The organism is Caulobacter endophyticus (assembly GCF_029543245.1).
GTDB lineage: Bacteria > Pseudomonadota > Alphaproteobacteria > Caulobacterales > Caulobacteraceae > Caulobacter > Caulobacter endophyticus_A.
In genome coordinates this window covers 1-15,516 of record NZ_JARQWV010000006.1, presented here as the reverse complement: position 1 = coordinate 15,516, position 15,516 = coordinate 1, and the positions used below count along the sequence as shown (strand labels likewise).

Sequence of the window (15,516 nt, the reverse complement as noted above, 5' to 3'; positions counted from 1 at the left end):
CCAGTCGGGTTTTCCCTAGCTGGCCAGTGTGTCGCATGACGGGCCTGGCCGCGCTCCTGTCGCAATCGCCCGAGGCCGAGGCGCTGGACGTCCTGGGCCTGGCCGTCGCCGCCTTCGAGGACGCCGCCGCGCCGCGCCTGGCCTGGCGCTCGCCGGCCTTCGCGCGGCTGACCCCCGAACTGCGCCCCGGCCAGGTCCCGGCCGGCGGCCTGCTGGCGGCGGTCGAGGCGGCGCGGCGCGGCGAGGGCGGTCTCTTTCCACTGGAGCTCGACGGCCAAGCCTTCGAGGCCCGGGCCGCGCACGGCGACGGCCGGATCTGCCTGATCCTGTCCAGCGCCGCCGAACGCCAGGAGGCGGAAGGTCGGCGCCTCGCCGACCGCGAGCGCCTGCTCCTGACCTCGCGTGTCATGTCGGTGGGCGAGATGGCGACCATGATCGCCCACGAACTGAACCAGCCGATCGGCTCGATCGCCAACATCGCGCGGGGCTTGAAGGCCCGGCTGTCACGCGGGGCGCTGTCGACGGAAGAAGGCGTCGAGGCGCTGGATCGCGCCGCCGAGCAGGCGCTCTACGCGTCGGGCGTCATCCAGCGCATGCGCTCCTTCGTCGAGCAGCGCCAGCCCCAGGTCGAGCCGCTGGACCTGCCCCGGCTGGTGCGCGCCACCCTTGACTTGCTCGACTGGGAGATCGCCCGCGACAAGGTCGTCGCCCGCGCCCAGTTTTCGACCCTGCCACTGGTGATGGGCGACGCGGTGATGATCCAGCAGGTGCTGGTCAACCTCGCCCGCAACGGCCTGGACGCCATGCGTGGCCGACCCGGGCCCCGCCGCCTGACCATCGCCGCCGCGCCCATGGACGGCAGCGATCGCATGATCGAGCTGACCGTCGCCGACAGCGGCCCGGGCGTCGAGGCCGGCGCGGAGGGGCGGATGTTCTCGCCGTTCTTCTCGACCAAGCCCGGCGGCATGGGCGTGGGCTTAGGCATCTGCCGATCCATCGTCGAACTGCATCGCGGGCGTCTCTGGCACGCCCCGGATCCCGAGGGGGGGACCGTATTCCACATCGCGCTGCCCGCGGCGCGCCAGGAGGAGCCATGACCACCCCCTCTGCATCGACACCCGAGCCCAGCGCCCTGGGCGCGGTCTGCCTGGTCGACGACCACGGCGAGTTTCGTCAGTCCGCCGCCTGGTGGCTGGAAAGTCTGGGCTACGCCGTCTCCACCTTCGACGGCGCCCGGGCCTTCCTCGACGCCGGCGATCCGCCGCCCGACGCCTGCCTGCTGCTCGACGTGCGCATGCCCGACATGTCGGGCCTGGAACTGCTTGATGCGCTGAAGGCCCGGGGCTGCGAGCGGCCGGTGATCTTCATGACCGGCCACGGCGACGTGCCCCTGGCGGTCGAGGCCATGCAGAAGGGCGCGATCACCTTCCTGGAAAAGCCGTTCCAGGAGGCCGCGCTGGAAGCCGCCCTCGAACGCGCCTTCGCCCAGGCCCGGCCTGCCCAGACGCCCGGCCAGGAGGCCTATGCCCGCCGCCTCGCCGGTCTCACCGAGCGCGAGCGCGAGGTCATGGCCCTGGTGGTGGCCGGCAAGGTCAACAAGGTCATCGCCTACGATCTCGGCATCAGCCCCAAGACCGTCGAGCTGCACCGCTCGCGGATCATGACCAAGATGGAGGCGACCAGCCTGACCCGGCTGGTGCGCATGGCCGTCACCGGAACCGTGGACGACGACGCATGACCGCCTCCCTCGACCTCCAGGCCGGGGAGGGCGCATCGCCCGCCGCCGCCGATCTTTCCGATCTCGTCGCCCGCAACCACGCCCTGGCGGTGCTGGCCGCCCTGCGCGCGCCCGGCCTCGTCACCCGCGTCGCCCTCGACGCCGAGGTCGGCGCCGGGCCGTGGATCCTGTTCGGCGAGGACGAGCCGAGCCTTCGCCTGGCCATCCGAGACCTGTCCGGGGCCGCCTTCGCGTCGGCCGACGACGCCGAGCTGCTGGTCGCCCTCGACCGGATCGAGCCGGTCCTGGCCGCCATCGAGGCGGCGACCACCGAAAGCCTGTCGCCCCTGGGCGTCGAGGCCGATGCGCCCGACGGCCTGCTGGCCCTGTCGATCGTGGTCGAGGCCCAGGACAGCGCGCCCTTCGCCCGACTAGTGCTGGCCGTTGATCCCGAAGTCGCCCGCGCCTGGCCGCAGCCGATCTTCGACCCCTGGGCCCCCGGTGCGCATCTGGCCGTCCCCGCGACCGGACCGCTGGTGCTGGACGGGCCCGAGCTGCCGGCCCAGACGGCCGCCGCTCTGCGGCCGGGCGACATCGTGCTGACCCCGCTGTCGGCCAGCCGCCCGGGTCTCGCCGCCCTGACCCTGTTCGACCGCCGCCTTGTCGGGCGGTTCGAGCTTTCCCATCGTCGCTTCACGCTCAACGCCATCGAGGAGAGCGCCATGTCCCCGCCGCTCGACATCGCCGTCGCCCCGACCGAAGACGCCGCTCCCGACGCCGCCCCGGTCGCCCCTGCCGACCTGCCCGTGCCGCTGAAGGTGCTGCTGGGCGAGGCCAGCCTGCCGCTGTCGGAGTTGGCGGGCCTGCGCCCCGGCTCGACCGTCGTGCTGGCCGGCCCGCGCGAGGACGCTCCCGTCGTGCTGCTGGCCGGCGACCGCGCCATCGCCCGCGGCCGCCTTGTCCCCGTCGGCGGGGCCTGGGGCGTGCTGGTCGAGACCATAGGCGGCGAGGGCTGAGCGCAGATGGACCTGACGCAATTCTCGCCCGGCTCGGCCCTCATCACCGTCATCCTGCTGGCGCTGGCGCCGTTCGTGGCGGTGATGGTCACCTCGTTCACCAAGATCGTCGTCACGCTGAGCCTGCTGCGCAATGCCCTGGGCCTCCAGCAGGTGCCGCCCAACATCGTGCTCAACGGCCTGGCCCTGATCCTGACCCTCTACGTCATGTATCCGGTCGGCCAGCAGATGGCCGCCGCCAACCAGGACATCAAGCCGATCGCCGCCGTCAGCAGCGACACCCAGGCCCTGTTCACCTATGCCGACAAGGCCAAGGAGCCGCTGCGCGAGTTCCTGATCAAGCACTCGACGCCCCGCGAGCGCGCCTTCTTCCTGAAGACCGCCCAGCGCATCAACGGCCCGGAAAAGGCCCGCGCCCTGACCCAGCGCGACTTCATCGTCGTCGTCCCGGCCTTCACCGTGTCGGAGCTGGCAGCGGCCTTCCAGATCGGCTTTTTGATCTTCCTGCCGTTCCTGATCATCGATCTCGTGGTCTCCAACATCCTGCTGGCCATGGGCATGATGATGCTGTCGCCGACGACGGTGTCATTGCCGTTCAAGCTCCTGCTGTTCGTGCTGATCGACGGCTGGGTGAAGCTCTCGCACGGCCTCGTGCTGTCCTACACGTGACGGGAGCTGCGTCATGCTGAACGCCCAGGCCATCGAACTCGTCAACCAGGCCCTCTGGCTGGTGCTGATCCTGTCGGCCCCGCCGATCGTCGCCGCCTCGCTGGTGGGGCTCTTCGTGGCGGTCATCCAGTCGGCCACCCAGCTGCAGGAGCAGACCCTGCAGTACGCGGCCAAGTTCTTCGCCATCGTGCTGACGATCTTCGTCACCGCCAGCCTGCTGGGCGGCACGCTCTATCGCTTCGGCGACCGGGTGTTCACCGAATTCCCGGCCATGGTCCGCAGATGACTGGAGCCCCCGACTGGCTCGGGGCGATCTTCGAGAACACCCTGATCCTGGCCGTCGGCGCGACCCGGGTGGCGGCCGCCTTCATGCTGCTGCCGCTGCTGTCCCCCGAGACCGTGCCGGCCCTGGTGCGCAACTCGATCTTCCTGGCCTTCGGGATCATCGTCATCACCTTGCAGCCCCAACTGGCCCAGATGGAGCTGCCGACGGTCCAGTGGATCATGATCTTCGCCAAGGAGGCCTTGGTCGGCCTGGTCATCGGCTTCTTCTTCGGGACTATGCTGTGGGCCCTGGAAGCCGCCGGCCAGATCATCGACGCCAAGGTCGGCGCCACCATCGCTCAGGTCGTCGACCCCCTTAGCGGCCACCAGACCTCGCTGACCGGCGAGTTCCTCAGCCGCCTGGCCAACTTCGTCTTCATGTTCAGCGGCGGCCTCCTGCTGATGGTCGGGGTGATCCTCGACAGCTACGCGGTGTGGCCGATCGGCAGCCTGACCCCGGTCCTTTCCTTGCGCAGCCTGTCGCTGTTCGAGGGCGAGTTCTCGCGGCTGATGGTCATGGCCGTGATGCTGGCGACCCCGGCGCTGATCGTCCTCTACCTCGTCGACGGCGGCCTTGGCCTGATCAACCGCTACGCCCCGCAGCTCAACGTCTTCTCGCTGGGCCTGGCCATCAAGTCGTGGATCGCAACGGCGGTGGTCCTGGCCATGCTGACCGGCCTCGTCCAGCTGCTGCTCAACGAGATCGGCGCCCGGCCGACGGTGATCCTGGAGGTGCTGCGGGGGCTGGACGGGAAACCCTGATCCCTCTCCCCCTGCGGGAGAGGGTGGCCTCGCGGAGCGAGGTCGGGTGAGGGGTCTCTCGGAACCGTCCGCGCGACCCCTCATCCGTCGGCCTTCGGCCGCCACCTTCTCCCGCAAGGGGAGAAGGACCTCATGACGACCTAGGGTTTTCCCTGATGGGATACGCCCCAGCTATCTGGACCGCCCCGCTTGGCGCCACCTTTCGTCGCAGGCCGCGCACCGCGGCCGTCCGATCGAGCAGGGGTAGGAGCGATGACCACCATCAACGGCGCCTTGAACACGGCGCTCAACGCGGCGATCCTCACCGGCGTGGGGGCGGGCCTGGGCCAGTCGCTGAAGACCTTCAGCGCCATGCAGTTCACGCTCGGGGCCATGGTCGCCGGGCTGTTCCAGCCCGCGCCCGCCCAGCAGCCGTTCACCGCCAGCATGCCCGGCGAGGGCAAGGCCGAGATCGACATCGGCGACGGCTATACCCTGTCGATCAACGAAGCCAGTTCTGAGATCGTCGTCCGCGACGCCGACGGCAACGCCACCCGCGTCTGGGGCGACCCGCACTTCAGCTACAACGGCGAGCACGTCGGCGACTTCTGGGGAACCACGACCTTCCAGCTCGAGAACGGCACGAAGATCACGATCAACACCGAGACCTCCAAGTGGAACAACATGACCTACGCCGAGCAGGTGGTGGTCACGCGCGGCGACCAGGCCATCGTCATCGACGGGGTCAGCGAGCAGACCAAGGGCGACTTCTCGGTCACTCTCGGCGGCAACGGCTATGCGCTCGACGCGGCCCATGACGACGGTCTGGTCATCCACGAGAACGACGGCGCCTCTTCGGGCTGGACCAGCAGCATCACCGGCGCCGCCGTCGGCCAGGCCGATTTCGACCTGACCAAGCCCGGCATGGAGCCGGTGCGCGAGGCGCTGGAGGCCTTCAACTCCGGCCTTGGCCTGATGCTGACCGGCTGGCTGCTGGGCATCGGCGTCGCGGCCCTGGCCGAGGGCGGGACGGAAGGCTCGACCACCAACGCTAAGGCGGCCGAGCGCTTCCCGCTGCTGGAGGTCTGAACCAGCGGCCCGCTTCTGCTCCTTTCCGCCGCCCGCGATTTGCCAAACGCTGCAAATCATCGTCGGTAGGCGGAAAGGATCTGGGGGCGGACGATGCGCGCGCGAACGAAATGGCTGGCGAGCGGAATGGCGATCGCGGGCGGGCTGTTGACCCTCTTGCCCGCCCACGCGGCTCCGTCGCCGTCAGAGGCGCGCGCATCGGCCGCCTTCGACGCCGCGGCCGGCGACAAGGCCAAGCTGCGGCTCTTCCTCCAGGCCATGCCCAAGGGCGGCGACCTGCACAACCACCTGTGGGGCGCGCCCTATGCCGAGGACTTCATCGCCTGGGCGGGTGAGGGCGGGCTTTGCGTCTCCACCGCGACGCCGCCGGCCCTGATCGGAGGTCCTTGCGACGGCAAGGCCGCCGTCCCCGCCGCCGGCCTCGCCCGCCGCGACCCGGCGCTCTACAACCGGGTGATCGACAGCCTGTCGGTGCGCAACTACGACCGCGGGTCCGACCACGCCGCCGCCTCGGGCCACGACCAGTTCTTCTCGACCTTCGAGCGCTTCGCCGCCGCCGCCGTGCCCAATATCGGGCCGATGGTCGCCGTCACCCGCGAATACGCCGCCCAGGACCGCGTCTCCTATGTCGAGAGCTCGGCCAATCCCAACGCCATGCGCGCCTTCGCCGAGCGGGAGGCCGGCCGCTGGACCGGCGACTTCGCCAAGACCTACGCCGCCTTCGCGCCCGGCCTGCCGGCCATGGTCGAGGCCTCGCGCAAGGAGATGGACGCGGCCCTCACCGAAGCCGACAAGCGCCTGGACTGCGCGCAGAACAGCGGGACCGCCGGCCCCTGCGCGGTCGAGGTGCGCTTCCAGCCCTTCGTCGAACGCGCCCAGCCGGCAGGCTTCGTCTTCGCCCAGATGGCCGCCGCCTTCGCCCTGGTCGACGCCGACCCGCGCTTCGTCGGGGTCAATATCGTCAATCCCGAGGATCACCCGGTCTCGCTCGGCGACTACGCTCTGCACATGCGGATGATGAAGTACCTGTCGGGCCGCTATCCCAAGGTTCCGATGGCGCTGCACGCCGGCGAGCTGACCCTGGGTCTCACGCCGCCGCGCGACCTGACCTTCCACATCAGCCAGGCCGTGACGGTGGCCGGCGCCAAGCGCATCGGCCACGGCGTCGACATCGCCTATGAGCACGACGCGCCGGGCCTGCTCAAGCAGATGGCCAGGGACAAGGTCGCCGTCGAGATCAACCTGACCAGCAACGACGTCATCCTGGGCGTCAAGGGCGCCGACCACCCGCTGTCGCTCTATCGCCAGGCCGGCGTGCCGGTGGTGCTGTCGACCGACGACGAGGGCGTCTCGCGCATCGACCTGACCAACGAATACGTCCGCGCCGCCACCGAGCACGGCCTGCGCTACGCCGACCTCAAGGCCATGGCCCGCGACAGCCTGGAGTACGCCTTCCTGCCAGGCAAGAGCCTGCGCGGCGCGGCCGAATGCGCCAAGCCCGGCGCGGCCTGCGACGTGTTCCTGAACAAGAACCTCAAGGCCGCGATGCAGTGGCGGCTGGAGAAGGACTTCGAAGCCTTCGAGGCGACGTTCTGACCCCTCTCCCATAGGGAGAGGGAGGGGCCCGCGCGAAGCGTGGGAGGGTGAGGGGTTACGCCGCCAGCCGGCGTGCCGGCACGCCGTCTTCAGTCCCTAACCCCTCATCCGACCTGCTCCGCAGGCCACCTTCTCCCTATGGGAGAAGGATCATTGCTCGCACGCCCCCGCCGGCCGCAGCACCAGCGCGTCCAGCACCACCCCCGGATCCACCGACGTCACCCGCACCGTTCGCTCGCCGCCGCACAGCGTCAGGCCCGAGCCCACCCGCAGGCGGCCGTCGGTTACGCCCCGCGCCCAATCCTTGTCGCCGACCTTGCGCGGCGCAGCCACGGCAGCCGGCGCGCCGCCGTCGGCGCTGACCGCCAGCCGCAGCGCCGTCTGGCCGTTCAGCGGGAAGGTCGGCAGCAGGTCGAGGTCCAGCGCCCAGGCGCCGGCCGGCAGCTTCACCCTATAGTCCAGCGACGCGCCGCCGGAGGCCTCCCGCACGTCGCCGGCCGCCATCGACGCCCCGCCGCGTCCCAGGCCGTCGATCCGCCGCCAGCCCTGTCCGCCGGCCGTTTCTGCCTCGACCACGATCAGGCCTTCGTCTTCTGCTGGCGAGGGCGGGAGGCGCGGCATGGTCGCATCCGCCGCTGGGGCCGCGAAGGGCCGCTGGCGGAACGAGGTCCACGAGCCGTCGGCCGGCTCCACCGACATGATCCCGCGCCACTTGCCTTCGGCGATCTCCTCGTTGAAGCGGCGGGTGAGGGCGGTGATCTCCGCGTCCGCCGCTCGGGCGCTGGCGGCGCGGCGATGCGCCTCCTCCGGCCGCGCGCCGATCAGCCGGTCGAAGGCCTCGGCGTCGAAGAACCGGCGGTTCGCCAGGGCCGCGGCCCGCACCGGATAGTCCACCAGCTCGAACCAGGCGTCGCGCTGCTGTGCCGGGATCCTGGCGGCTTCGCGGTCGAGGTCGGCCACCAGGGCGTCGAACCGCGCCAGCCGTACGTCCGCCTGCTCGACCGACAGCGGGCTGGAGCGCGGCGTCGAACCCTTGCCCCAGAACCATTGCAGGTGCTCGGGCTTGCGCTCGAAGTTCAGCTGGTGGTGCTCGGCCAGGATCGCCGCGATCGCCTTGGCCTGCGCGGGCCCGAAGGTCTCGCGCGCGAAGGCTTGCTCGTAGCCGTGGGCGCCCAGGCCGCGCACGCGCTCCACGTCCCAGGCCATGTCGAGGAACAGCTGCGTGCCCAGCTCGGCCGGCTTGATGTCCCCGACGTTCACCACCCACAGCTTGCGGGCGTCCAGGTCGTAGGCGCGGCCCATCTCCTCGATCACCAGGGCCGGCGGCACGGTCGACAGCCACAGGTGCGACAGCGGTGCGCCCAGATAGGACAGGTGATAATAGACGCCCGAGCCGCCGGGCCGCTTGCGCTCCTGAGCGTTCGGCAGCTGGCGGATGTAGCCGAAATTGTCGTCCGGCCAGACCAGGGTCACGTCGTCGGGAACCTTCAGGCCCGAACGGTAGATGTCGAGCACCTCCTTGTAGGCGGTGAACACCTGCGGGACGGTCTCGACCTTGGGGCTGACATACTGGCCGATCAGCCCGCGCTGGTCGGTGATGATCTTCTCCAGCAGTGCGCGCTGGCCGTCGATGTCGCCGCCGCCGACCATGCCGGAGTCGTGGATGCCCCGCATGCCCAGGGTGTAGACGTTCTCGTAGCGGCCGTTGGTCTTGGCCCGCTCGCGCCAGTAGTCGAGCACGCCGTCCGGATTGGCCGCGTAGTTGAAGGCCTCCGCGCCCGCTTTCCACTCGCCGACATTGTTGCGCAGCATCGGTTCGGCGTGGGACGAGCCCATGACGATGCCCCAGCGGTCGGCCAGGGCCGCGTTGGCCGGGTCGGCGTTGAAGGGCTTGGTCACCTCGTGCATGGCCGGCCACAGGGTGTTGGCCTTCAGCCGCAGCAGCAGCTGGAACACCTTCTCGTAGGTCTTGGGCCCGATGTCGCCATAGGCCGGGTCGAAGGTCTTGGCCGCCCAGGGCTGCAGGCCCCAGTCCTCGTCATTGATGAAGATGCCGCGGTACTTCACCGACGGCGGGCCGAACCGGCGTGTGTCGGCGGCGACGTACAGCGCCTTCTTGCGCTGGGGCTTTACGTCCGCCCACCAGGTCCAGGGCGAAACCCCGGCCGCGCGGCTCAGCTCATAGGCGCCGAAGGCGGTTCCGCGCCGGTCGCTGCCGGCGATGACCAGGGCCTTGTCGAGGCCGGGCGCGGGCTTGTCGACCACGGCGATGACGAAGCTTTCCCAGGCGCCGCGAAGGTCGCCGACGTCCAGCTTGCCCTCGCGCGCCAGGCCGTCGATCAGCGGGTTCCTGCCCAGCGTCCCGACGATGATGGCGGTCTTGCCGTTCGGCTTGCCGGTCGAAAGGGAAGGGGCCTTGCCGAGCACCGCACCCAGGTCGTCCCGCAGGTCGCTGGCGGCCAGGCCGACGACGGGGAAGTCGCCTTCGGCATGGATGATCTCGGCGCCGGCGATGGGAAAGGCGCCCGGCGTGCGCTTGTCGCTGATCCAGGCGTCCTGCGCCCAGGCGGTGGTGGCGAAGACGGCGGCGACAAGGCCGGCCAGCAGCGACGTCAGCCGCATGGGTTTCCTCCAGATCGCAAAGCTGTCAGGCAGCTTGGTCGAATTGGTCAGACCATAGAGCGATCTGGAGGATTATCCATTCATTTTGTGAGTGTTTATCCCACAAAATGAAACTACTATTCGAGATAGCGGGCCCGCAGGCTGGCCAGGTCCTTGGCGTCGACGCCCAGCACCTTGTCCAGATAGGCCTCGACCGAACCGTACTTCTCGGTCACCGCGTCCAGCGCGGCTTCCACATAGGCCGGCTCGGTGCGCATCAGCACGCGGGTGATCTCCGGCGGCAGCTTGGCGAACATGGCCATGTTCGGATCATCCGACTTGGCGCCGGCGGCCATGGCCCGGCGGGCGCTCTCGGTGTCGAGCAGGGTCTCGCTCATGGCGTAGTCCGCGGTGACCTGGGCGCGCGGCACGCCCAGCGCGGTCAGGATCAGGGCCGAGGCCACGCCCGTGCGGTCCTTGCCCGCCGAGCAGTGCACCAGCATCGGCGCATCGCCCGCCAGCAGCTTCTCGAACATCGCCTTGTACTCGCCGGCATAGGCGTCCGGCATCAGCTTGTAGAAGCCGATGAAGTTGGCGCGCACGGCCTGGGCGCTGGGCGGGCCGTTTCCGAACAGGGCCCGCATGTCCATGTCCAGCCCGGCCTTGGGCGAATTCAGGAACACCGGCACCGCCTTGCCGCCACGCCAGACGGTGGGCTGGGTCTTGCGCTCCTGGTCGGTGCGCAGGTCGCAGACCAGACGCACGTCCAGGTCGCCGACGGTCTTGTAGTCGGCGTCGGTCAGGGTCGACAGGCCGTTGGAGCGGAACACCTGGCCCCAGCGCACGTGCTTGCCGTTGGCGGCCGAATAGCCGCCCAGGTCACGGAAATTGGCCGCGCCTTGCAGCGGCACCACGCGGGTGGCGGTGCGCAGGCCGGTCTTCTCGCCATCGGCGACGACGTAGAAATAGGGACGGTTCGCGCCGGCCTGGGCGGCGGTCACGCTCGCCGCGCCGTCCTTGTCGTTGTCGGCCAGCTTGCGCATGGCCTTCAGCGGGGCGTCGGGCGAGCCGGCGACATAGAGGTCGACCGGCGCGCCGGGGCGGCTGGTCTTCCAGGCTACCTGGTAGGTCCCGTCCTTCAGCACCACCGAGGCTTCGGTGACCGACGCGGAAGCCGTGCGGGCCTGGACGGCCGGGGCGGCGAGGACGGCCGCCGCACAGGCGGCCGTCAGCAGGTTGCGGATCAGCATGGTTTCGATGTCCCGATTTAGAAGTTGAACCGCACGCCGCCCATGAACCGGCGGCCCACGCCCTCGGCTTCGATGGGACGGTTGGCGGCGCCCTGGTAGCGCATGCCCGTTTCGTCGGTGAGGTTGCTGGCGTCGAAATAGACCGTGACGCCGTCACGCACCTGGTAGCGCAGCGACAGGTCCAGTTGCTCGGTGGCCGCCCAGTAGGTGTGGTCGGTGGCGTCGGCGCTCGGCTCGTCCAGCCAGTCGTTGCGCCACTGGTACGACAGGCGGGCCGACAGGCCGTACTTCTCGTAGAAGATCGAGGCGTTGACGATGGTGTCCGACAGGCCCGGGAAGGCGCTCTTGACGCCGTCGGGCGTCTTGAACTCGCCGTCCAGGAAGGTGACGTTGCCCTGGAAGCCGAAGCCGCTCAGCGCGCCCGGCAGGAACCGCCACTGCTGCATGTAGGCCAGTTCGAGGCCGGCCATCCTGCCGTCCGAACCGTTCAGCGTGGTCGAGTAGGTGTAGCCGGTGCGGTCCAGCGTCCCGACGTCGTAGCGGTCGTCGCGGATGATGGCGGCGCTGTCGAACAGCACGTCGTCGATCCGGCGGTAGAAGGCCGAGGCCGACAGCAGGCCCGCGCCCGGCAGGTACCATTCCAGCGCCGTGTCGAAGCCGAAGGCGCGCTCGGGCTTCAGGTCAGGGTTGCCGCCGCTGATGGTCTCGGCGACGTCGTCGACCGACACGCTGGTGCGGACCTCGCCGAACGAGGGCCGGGCCACGCCGCTGATCAGGGCGAAGCGCGCCTTGACGTCGTCGGTGACCTCGTAATTGACGTGCAGGCTGGGGAACAGGTCGGTGTAGCTCTGCTTGGCCGTCATCGGGGTCTGGACGCCGCCGGCGACCGCCACGCCCCGGCTTTCCAGGTCGACGCTCTCGACGCGCAGGCCGGCCAGCACCTCCCACTTGCCCAGCCGCCACTTGTTCTGGGCGTAGGCCGACAGGATGTTCTCGTCGACGGCGAAGCGGTCCTGCGGCTGCACGGCGGCGGCGGCGTTGTAGAGGCCCGCGTTCGTGGCCTTGGCCAGCAGGGCGTCCAGGTCCTGGCGCAGGCCGATGTTGTCGACGTAGTTGACGCCCCAGCCGCGTGCGAAGTCGCTGGCCCACTGGGCGCTGGTGATGCGGGGCGTGACGCTCCAGGTCCCGCCGGTCTGGGCGGCCAGGCTCTGCAGGATCGGCGTCGAGCCCGGCACGCCCGAGAAGGTGTTCCCGGTCGCCTTGCGGGTGTCGTACTTCACCCCGGCCTTGAAGGTCGAGGCCGCGCCCAGCGAGGTCCAGTCGCGGGCGATGTCCACCTGGCCCGTCCAGGCGTCGGTGTCGGTGGTGTAGACGATCGGGATCAGCACGTCGGCCTGCGAGCCGGTCTGCGGCAGGGCGCTCAGCGCCGTCCCCCGCGTGTAGGTCGTGCCCGAGCCGCTGGTCGTGTAGAGATCCAGGTCCGGAATGCCCGAGGTCGCGCCGCTGTAGACCAGCGACAGGCGGCCGAAGTTCTGCTGGATCAGCGGCAGGTACGCGCCGGCGTCGGTGTGGGTGTAGTTCAGCCGCCACTTGATCGAGGTGTCGGCCCAGTCGTGGTCGCCGCCCAGGGTGTTGGCGAAGGTGTCGCTGTAATAGCGGCCGTACTGCCAGCTGCCGGTATAGGCCGCGCCGTCGACGAAGCCGCTGTCGGCCCCGCGATTGGCCGCCGTCTGGGTGCGGGCGCGCGATAGCTGGAAGTCGTACTGATTGCGCTGTTCGCGGTCGATGAATTCCGAATACAGGCTGTTGAAGAAGATCCGCCCGCCGCCGTCGGGGCGGTATTCCAGGCCCAGCTGCGCGGCGTTGTTCTCGCGCTCCAGGCGGTAGGAGCGGAAGGAGAAGTCGTCGGGCGTGTTCAGGTCGCCGTCGCGGGTCCAGTTGATCTCGCGATTGTCGGTGGTCTGGTTGCGGCGGTAGTGGGCCAGCGCGGCGACCACGCCGAACCTGTCGTTCGACCACGAGCCGCGGATCGAGCCCTGGCGCTGCGGGCCGTCGCCCAGCGACATCTCGCCGTAGCCGATATCGCCCGACACGTGGAAGCCGCGGCGGTCGAAGGGCGAGGCGGTGACGATGTTGATGCGGCCGGCCAGGGCCTCGGCCGGCTGGTCGGGCGTCAGGGTCTTGTTGACCTCCATGGTCTGGATGACCACGGCCGGCACGGAGTCGAAGCGGAACACCCGTTCCTCGGCGCCCAGCACGTTCATCCCGTCGACCGACACCACGGTCCAGCGCTCGGGCGCGCCGCGCAGCTGGACGTAGCGCTCCTGGCCCTGGTCGCGCTCGATGGCGACGCCGGGAATGCGCGACAGGGCCGAGGCGGCCGACTGGTCGGGGAAGCGGCCGATGGCGTCGGCGGCGATCACGTTCATGATGTTGTCGGCGGCGCGCTGCTGGGCGATGGCCGCGGCCTGCGAGCCCAGGATCGGGCCGGCGGTCACCACCAGCGCTTCCATCTCCTGGGCGTCGGCGTAGCTGACGGTGATCGGCGCGGCGCCGGCGGTCGCCTCGATCTCGCGGTCGGGCAGGCCGGGATAGCGCACGACCAGCTTCTGCGGACCGGCCGGCAGGGCCAGGGCGAAGCGGCCTTCGCGGTCGGTGGTGGTGCGCAGGCCCAGCTGCGGCGCGCTGACCTCGGCGGCGATCAGATAGGCGCCGTCCGAGCCGATCACCCGGCCGGTGGCCATGGCGGCGGTCGCGATCGCGGCGGGCTGGGCCGCATCGGCGGCATGGGCGGCGATCGGCAGGGCGAGCGCGGCGGTGGTGAGCAGCAGGGCCTTGGCGGCGCTTCGGCTGGCGCGGGTCATGATGGCTTCCCCTCGATGAAGACGAGGGGCGGATAGCAATTTGAACGAATGTACCGTGTGAAACTGTCGTGAAATTTAGACGACGGAATCTTGTAAAGTGCATCAAATAACTGATTATATTGGACATAATATGGACGGTCAGCAGCGCCTATCGTTTCGGGAGGTGCGCAACTTGAACGCTTGTCCAGACTTGCATTCGAACGGCTGTCCAGCCACACACGGGGCATGGCTTTCGCAGACTTGGATCCCGCCGACCAACTGGCGCAGGCGGGCTACCGCATCGCCCTGGAAGAGGGGTTGGGGACCGTCAGCGCGCGCACCGCCGCCGCCCGCGCGGGGGCGGCCGCCTCGGCCGTGAACTACCATTTCGGCGATCGCGCCGGCTTCCTGCGACGGATCCAGGCCCTGGCCCTGGAAGAGGCGGCGCGTCAGCGTTCGGCGCTGGCGGAGGGCGTCTCGCGCGGCCCGCGCTGGAACAGTGTGGCCGACCGTCTGACCCTGCTGGTCGCCGAGCGTCTGGAGGTGGGCCGCCTGGGCTTCGTGCTGCTGGGCGAGTTCGAGATCGAGGCCGAGGTCGGCGGCGACCCCGAGCTGCAAGCCGCAGCCGGGCAGGGCGGCGAGGCCGAGTTCGCCTTCTGGCGTGAGACGGCGCTGGTGCTCGGCGTGTCCGAAGTTGAGGCTGAGGGCTGGGCCGGCCTCGCGGTGGGGCTGGCGACCCTGCTGCATGTCGAGCCCGACGCCGGCGAGCGCCTGCTGTGGCTGGTCCCGGCCTTCCGGCGCCTGGGGGCGCGGCTGGCCAAGGCGCCGATCGAGCCCGCGCCGCCGGGGCCGGCGCCCGACGAGGTGCTGCCCGAGCGCGAGCACGCCAACGACACCGCCCGCCGCATCGTCGAGGCGGCAATCGCCGGCATCGCCGACCGGGGCGTCTTCCGCCTGACGCAGCGCGACGTCGCCGCCCGGGCCGGGGTGTCGCTGGCCGCCACCACCTACTTCTTCCGCACCAAGGCCGACCTCGTCGAGGCGGCCATGGTCGAGCTGCATCGCCAGGTGCGGGCCGAGGTCCTGGCTTCGGCCGACGACACCGGCGTCGCCACAGTCATGGCCCCCACCGGCGGCTTCTCGGCCCGGGTGCGGGCGCTGGGCGCCCTGCAACTGGCCGCCGCCCGCGAGCCGGCCCTCCAGCCCCTGGCCGCCGCCGTCCGCGCCACCCGCGGCGCCACCTCGATGCGCATGCTGCGCCGCCAGGGCGTCAACGACGCCGACGGCCTGGACGCCATGGTCTGGTCCACCCTGATGAGCGGCCTGATCGGCAAACTCCGCTTCGCCGCCCCCGCCGACCGCGAGGCCGCGTTCGGGGCGATGCGCGACAAGCTTCAGGCAAGGCTGTTCGGCGCGCTCTGAAGATCCTCCCCCTCTGGGGGAGGTGTCGCCAAAGGCGACGGAGGGGGGACGTTTTCAGCTTCCCAGACGTCGGCCAGGCAGCCCGCTCCTCCCCCGCTTGCGGGGGAGGGGGACCACGAAGTGGTGGAGGGGGCGAGACTGGACGCCGTGCCAGCCGTGGGCCCCCCCCCCCCCCCGCCGATCCCCCCCCCCCCCCCACCCCCCCCAACACGAGGGGGGGGCAGCCCCGCACGGGCAAGGACAGCCGC

General features: G+C 70.3%; 12 protein-coding genes. 9 read left to right on the top strand and 3 right to left on the bottom strand.

Annotation, left to right across the window (positions count from 1 at the left end):
- Positions 1-35: 35 nt before the first annotated feature.
- The 8 genes from P7A99_RS07180 to P7A99_RS07145 all read left to right on the top strand — a co-directional run bounded on the left by P7A99_RS07180 (position 36) and on the right by P7A99_RS07145 (position 7,152).
- On the top strand, positions 36-1,097 hold the full coding sequence (locus P7A99_RS07180; protein ID WP_277793229.1) for a sensor histidine kinase: 1,062 nt from the start codon (positions 36-38) through the stop codon (positions 1,095-1,097).
- A complete protein-coding gene (locus P7A99_RS07175) occupies positions 1,094-1,738 on the top strand; it encodes a response regulator transcription factor (RefSeq protein ID WP_277793228.1) in 645 nt (214 codons plus the stop codon). Before P7A99_RS07180 ends, P7A99_RS07175 begins: the two co-directional genes overlap by 4 nt.
- On the top strand, positions 1,735-2,733 hold the full coding sequence (locus tag P7A99_RS07170; RefSeq protein WP_277793227.1) for a FliM/FliN family flagellar motor switch protein: 999 nt from the start codon (positions 1,735-1,737) through the stop codon (positions 2,731-2,733). Before P7A99_RS07175 ends, P7A99_RS07170 begins: the two co-directional genes overlap by 4 nt.
- 6 nt (positions 2,734-2,739) lie before the next feature.
- Entirely contained in the window at positions 2,740-3,402 is a 663-nt protein-coding gene (gene sctR, locus P7A99_RS07165; protein ID WP_277793226.1) for a type III secretion system export apparatus subunit SctR, read from the top strand.
- Between the two features lie 13 nt (positions 3,403-3,415).
- A complete protein-coding gene (sctS, locus tag P7A99_RS07160) occupies positions 3,416-3,688 on the top strand; it encodes a type III secretion system export apparatus subunit SctS (protein WP_058348272.1) in 273 nt (90 codons plus the stop codon).
- Positions 3,685-4,488, top strand: a complete 804-nt coding sequence (sctT, locus tag P7A99_RS07155) for a type III secretion system export apparatus subunit SctT (RefSeq protein ID WP_277793225.1) — start codon at positions 3,685-3,687, stop codon at positions 4,486-4,488. The genes sctS and sctT overlap by 4 nt, the downstream gene beginning before the upstream one ends.
- 252 nt (positions 4,489-4,740) lie before the next feature.
- A complete protein-coding gene (locus tag P7A99_RS07150; RefSeq protein ID WP_277793224.1) occupies positions 4,741-5,556 on the top strand; it encodes a DUF1521 domain-containing protein in 816 nt (271 codons plus the stop codon).
- 147 nt (positions 5,557-5,703) lie between these two features.
- Positions 5,704-7,152 (top strand): adenosine deaminase family protein, encoded by a 1,449-nt coding sequence (locus P7A99_RS07145; RefSeq protein ID WP_277793223.1) that lies wholly within the window; start codon positions 5,704-5,706, stop codon positions 7,150-7,152.
- 150 nt (positions 7,153-7,302) lie between these two features.
- On the opposite strand, the gene P7A99_RS07140 is transcribed toward P7A99_RS07145, so the two are convergent.
- From P7A99_RS07140 to P7A99_RS07130, 3 genes are all read right to left on the bottom strand, one after another.
- Positions 7,303-9,774, bottom strand: a complete 2,472-nt coding sequence (locus P7A99_RS07140) for a glycosyl hydrolase 115 family protein (protein WP_277793222.1) — start codon at positions 9,772-9,774, stop codon at positions 7,303-7,305.
- 116 nt (positions 9,775-9,890) lie between these two features.
- Complete coding sequence (locus P7A99_RS07135; RefSeq protein WP_277793221.1) at positions 9,891-11,003, bottom strand: tyrosine-protein phosphatase; 1,113 nt, start codon at positions 11,001-11,003, stop codon at positions 9,891-9,893.
- 17 nt (positions 11,004-11,020) lie between these two features.
- Positions 11,021-13,867 carry a TonB-dependent receptor gene (locus tag P7A99_RS07130; RefSeq protein ID WP_277793220.1) on the bottom strand — a complete coding sequence of 949 codons (2,847 nt, stop codon included), beginning with the start codon at positions 13,865-13,867 and terminating at the stop codon, positions 11,021-11,023.
- Positions 13,868-14,092: 225 nt separating this feature from the next.
- Between P7A99_RS07130 and P7A99_RS07125 the strand changes: the two genes are divergently transcribed.
- Positions 14,093-15,268 (top strand): TetR/AcrR family transcriptional regulator, encoded by a 1,176-nt coding sequence (locus P7A99_RS07125; RefSeq protein WP_277793219.1) that lies wholly within the window; start codon positions 14,093-14,095, stop codon positions 15,266-15,268.
- The last annotated feature ends 248 nt before the right edge of the window (positions 15,269-15,516 follow it).

What these genes read in the sequence shown, in the direction of transcription:
- P7A99_RS07175 (WP_277793228.1), top strand. Translation starts at nt 1,094, where the DNA reads ATGACCACCCCCTCTGCATCGACACCCGAGCCCAGCGCCCTGGGCGCG.
- sctS (WP_058348272.1), top strand. Translation starts at nt 3,416, where the DNA reads ATGCTGAACGCCCAGGCCATCGAACTCGTCAACCAGGCCCTCTGGCTG.
- P7A99_RS07130 (WP_277793220.1), bottom strand. Translation starts at nt 13,867, where the DNA reads ATGACCCGCGCCAGCCGAAGCGCCGCCAAGGCCCTGCTGCTCACCACC.
- P7A99_RS07135 (WP_277793221.1), bottom strand. Translation starts at nt 11,003, where the DNA reads ATGCTGATCCGCAACCTGCTGACGGCCGCCTGTGCGGCGGCCGTCCTC.
- sctT (WP_277793225.1), top strand. Translation starts at nt 3,685, where the DNA reads ATGACTGGAGCCCCCGACTGGCTCGGGGCGATCTTCGAGAACACCCTG.
- P7A99_RS07180 (WP_277793229.1), top strand. Translation starts at nt 36, where the DNA reads ATGACGGGCCTGGCCGCGCTCCTGTCGCAATCGCCCGAGGCCGAGGCG.
- P7A99_RS07140 (WP_277793222.1), bottom strand. Translation starts at nt 9,774, where the DNA reads ATGCGGCTGACGTCGCTGCTGGCCGGCCTTGTCGCCGCCGTCTTCGCC.
- P7A99_RS07150 (WP_277793224.1), top strand. Translation starts at nt 4,741, where the DNA reads ATGACCACCATCAACGGCGCCTTGAACACGGCGCTCAACGCGGCGATC.
- sctR (WP_277793226.1), top strand. Translation starts at nt 2,740, where the DNA reads ATGGACCTGACGCAATTCTCGCCCGGCTCGGCCCTCATCACCGTCATC.
- P7A99_RS07170 (WP_277793227.1), top strand. Translation starts at nt 1,735, where the DNA reads ATGACCGCCTCCCTCGACCTCCAGGCCGGGGAGGGCGCATCGCCCGCC.
- P7A99_RS07125 (WP_277793219.1), top strand. Translation starts at nt 14,093, where the DNA reads ATGGCTTTCGCAGACTTGGATCCCGCCGACCAACTGGCGCAGGCGGGC.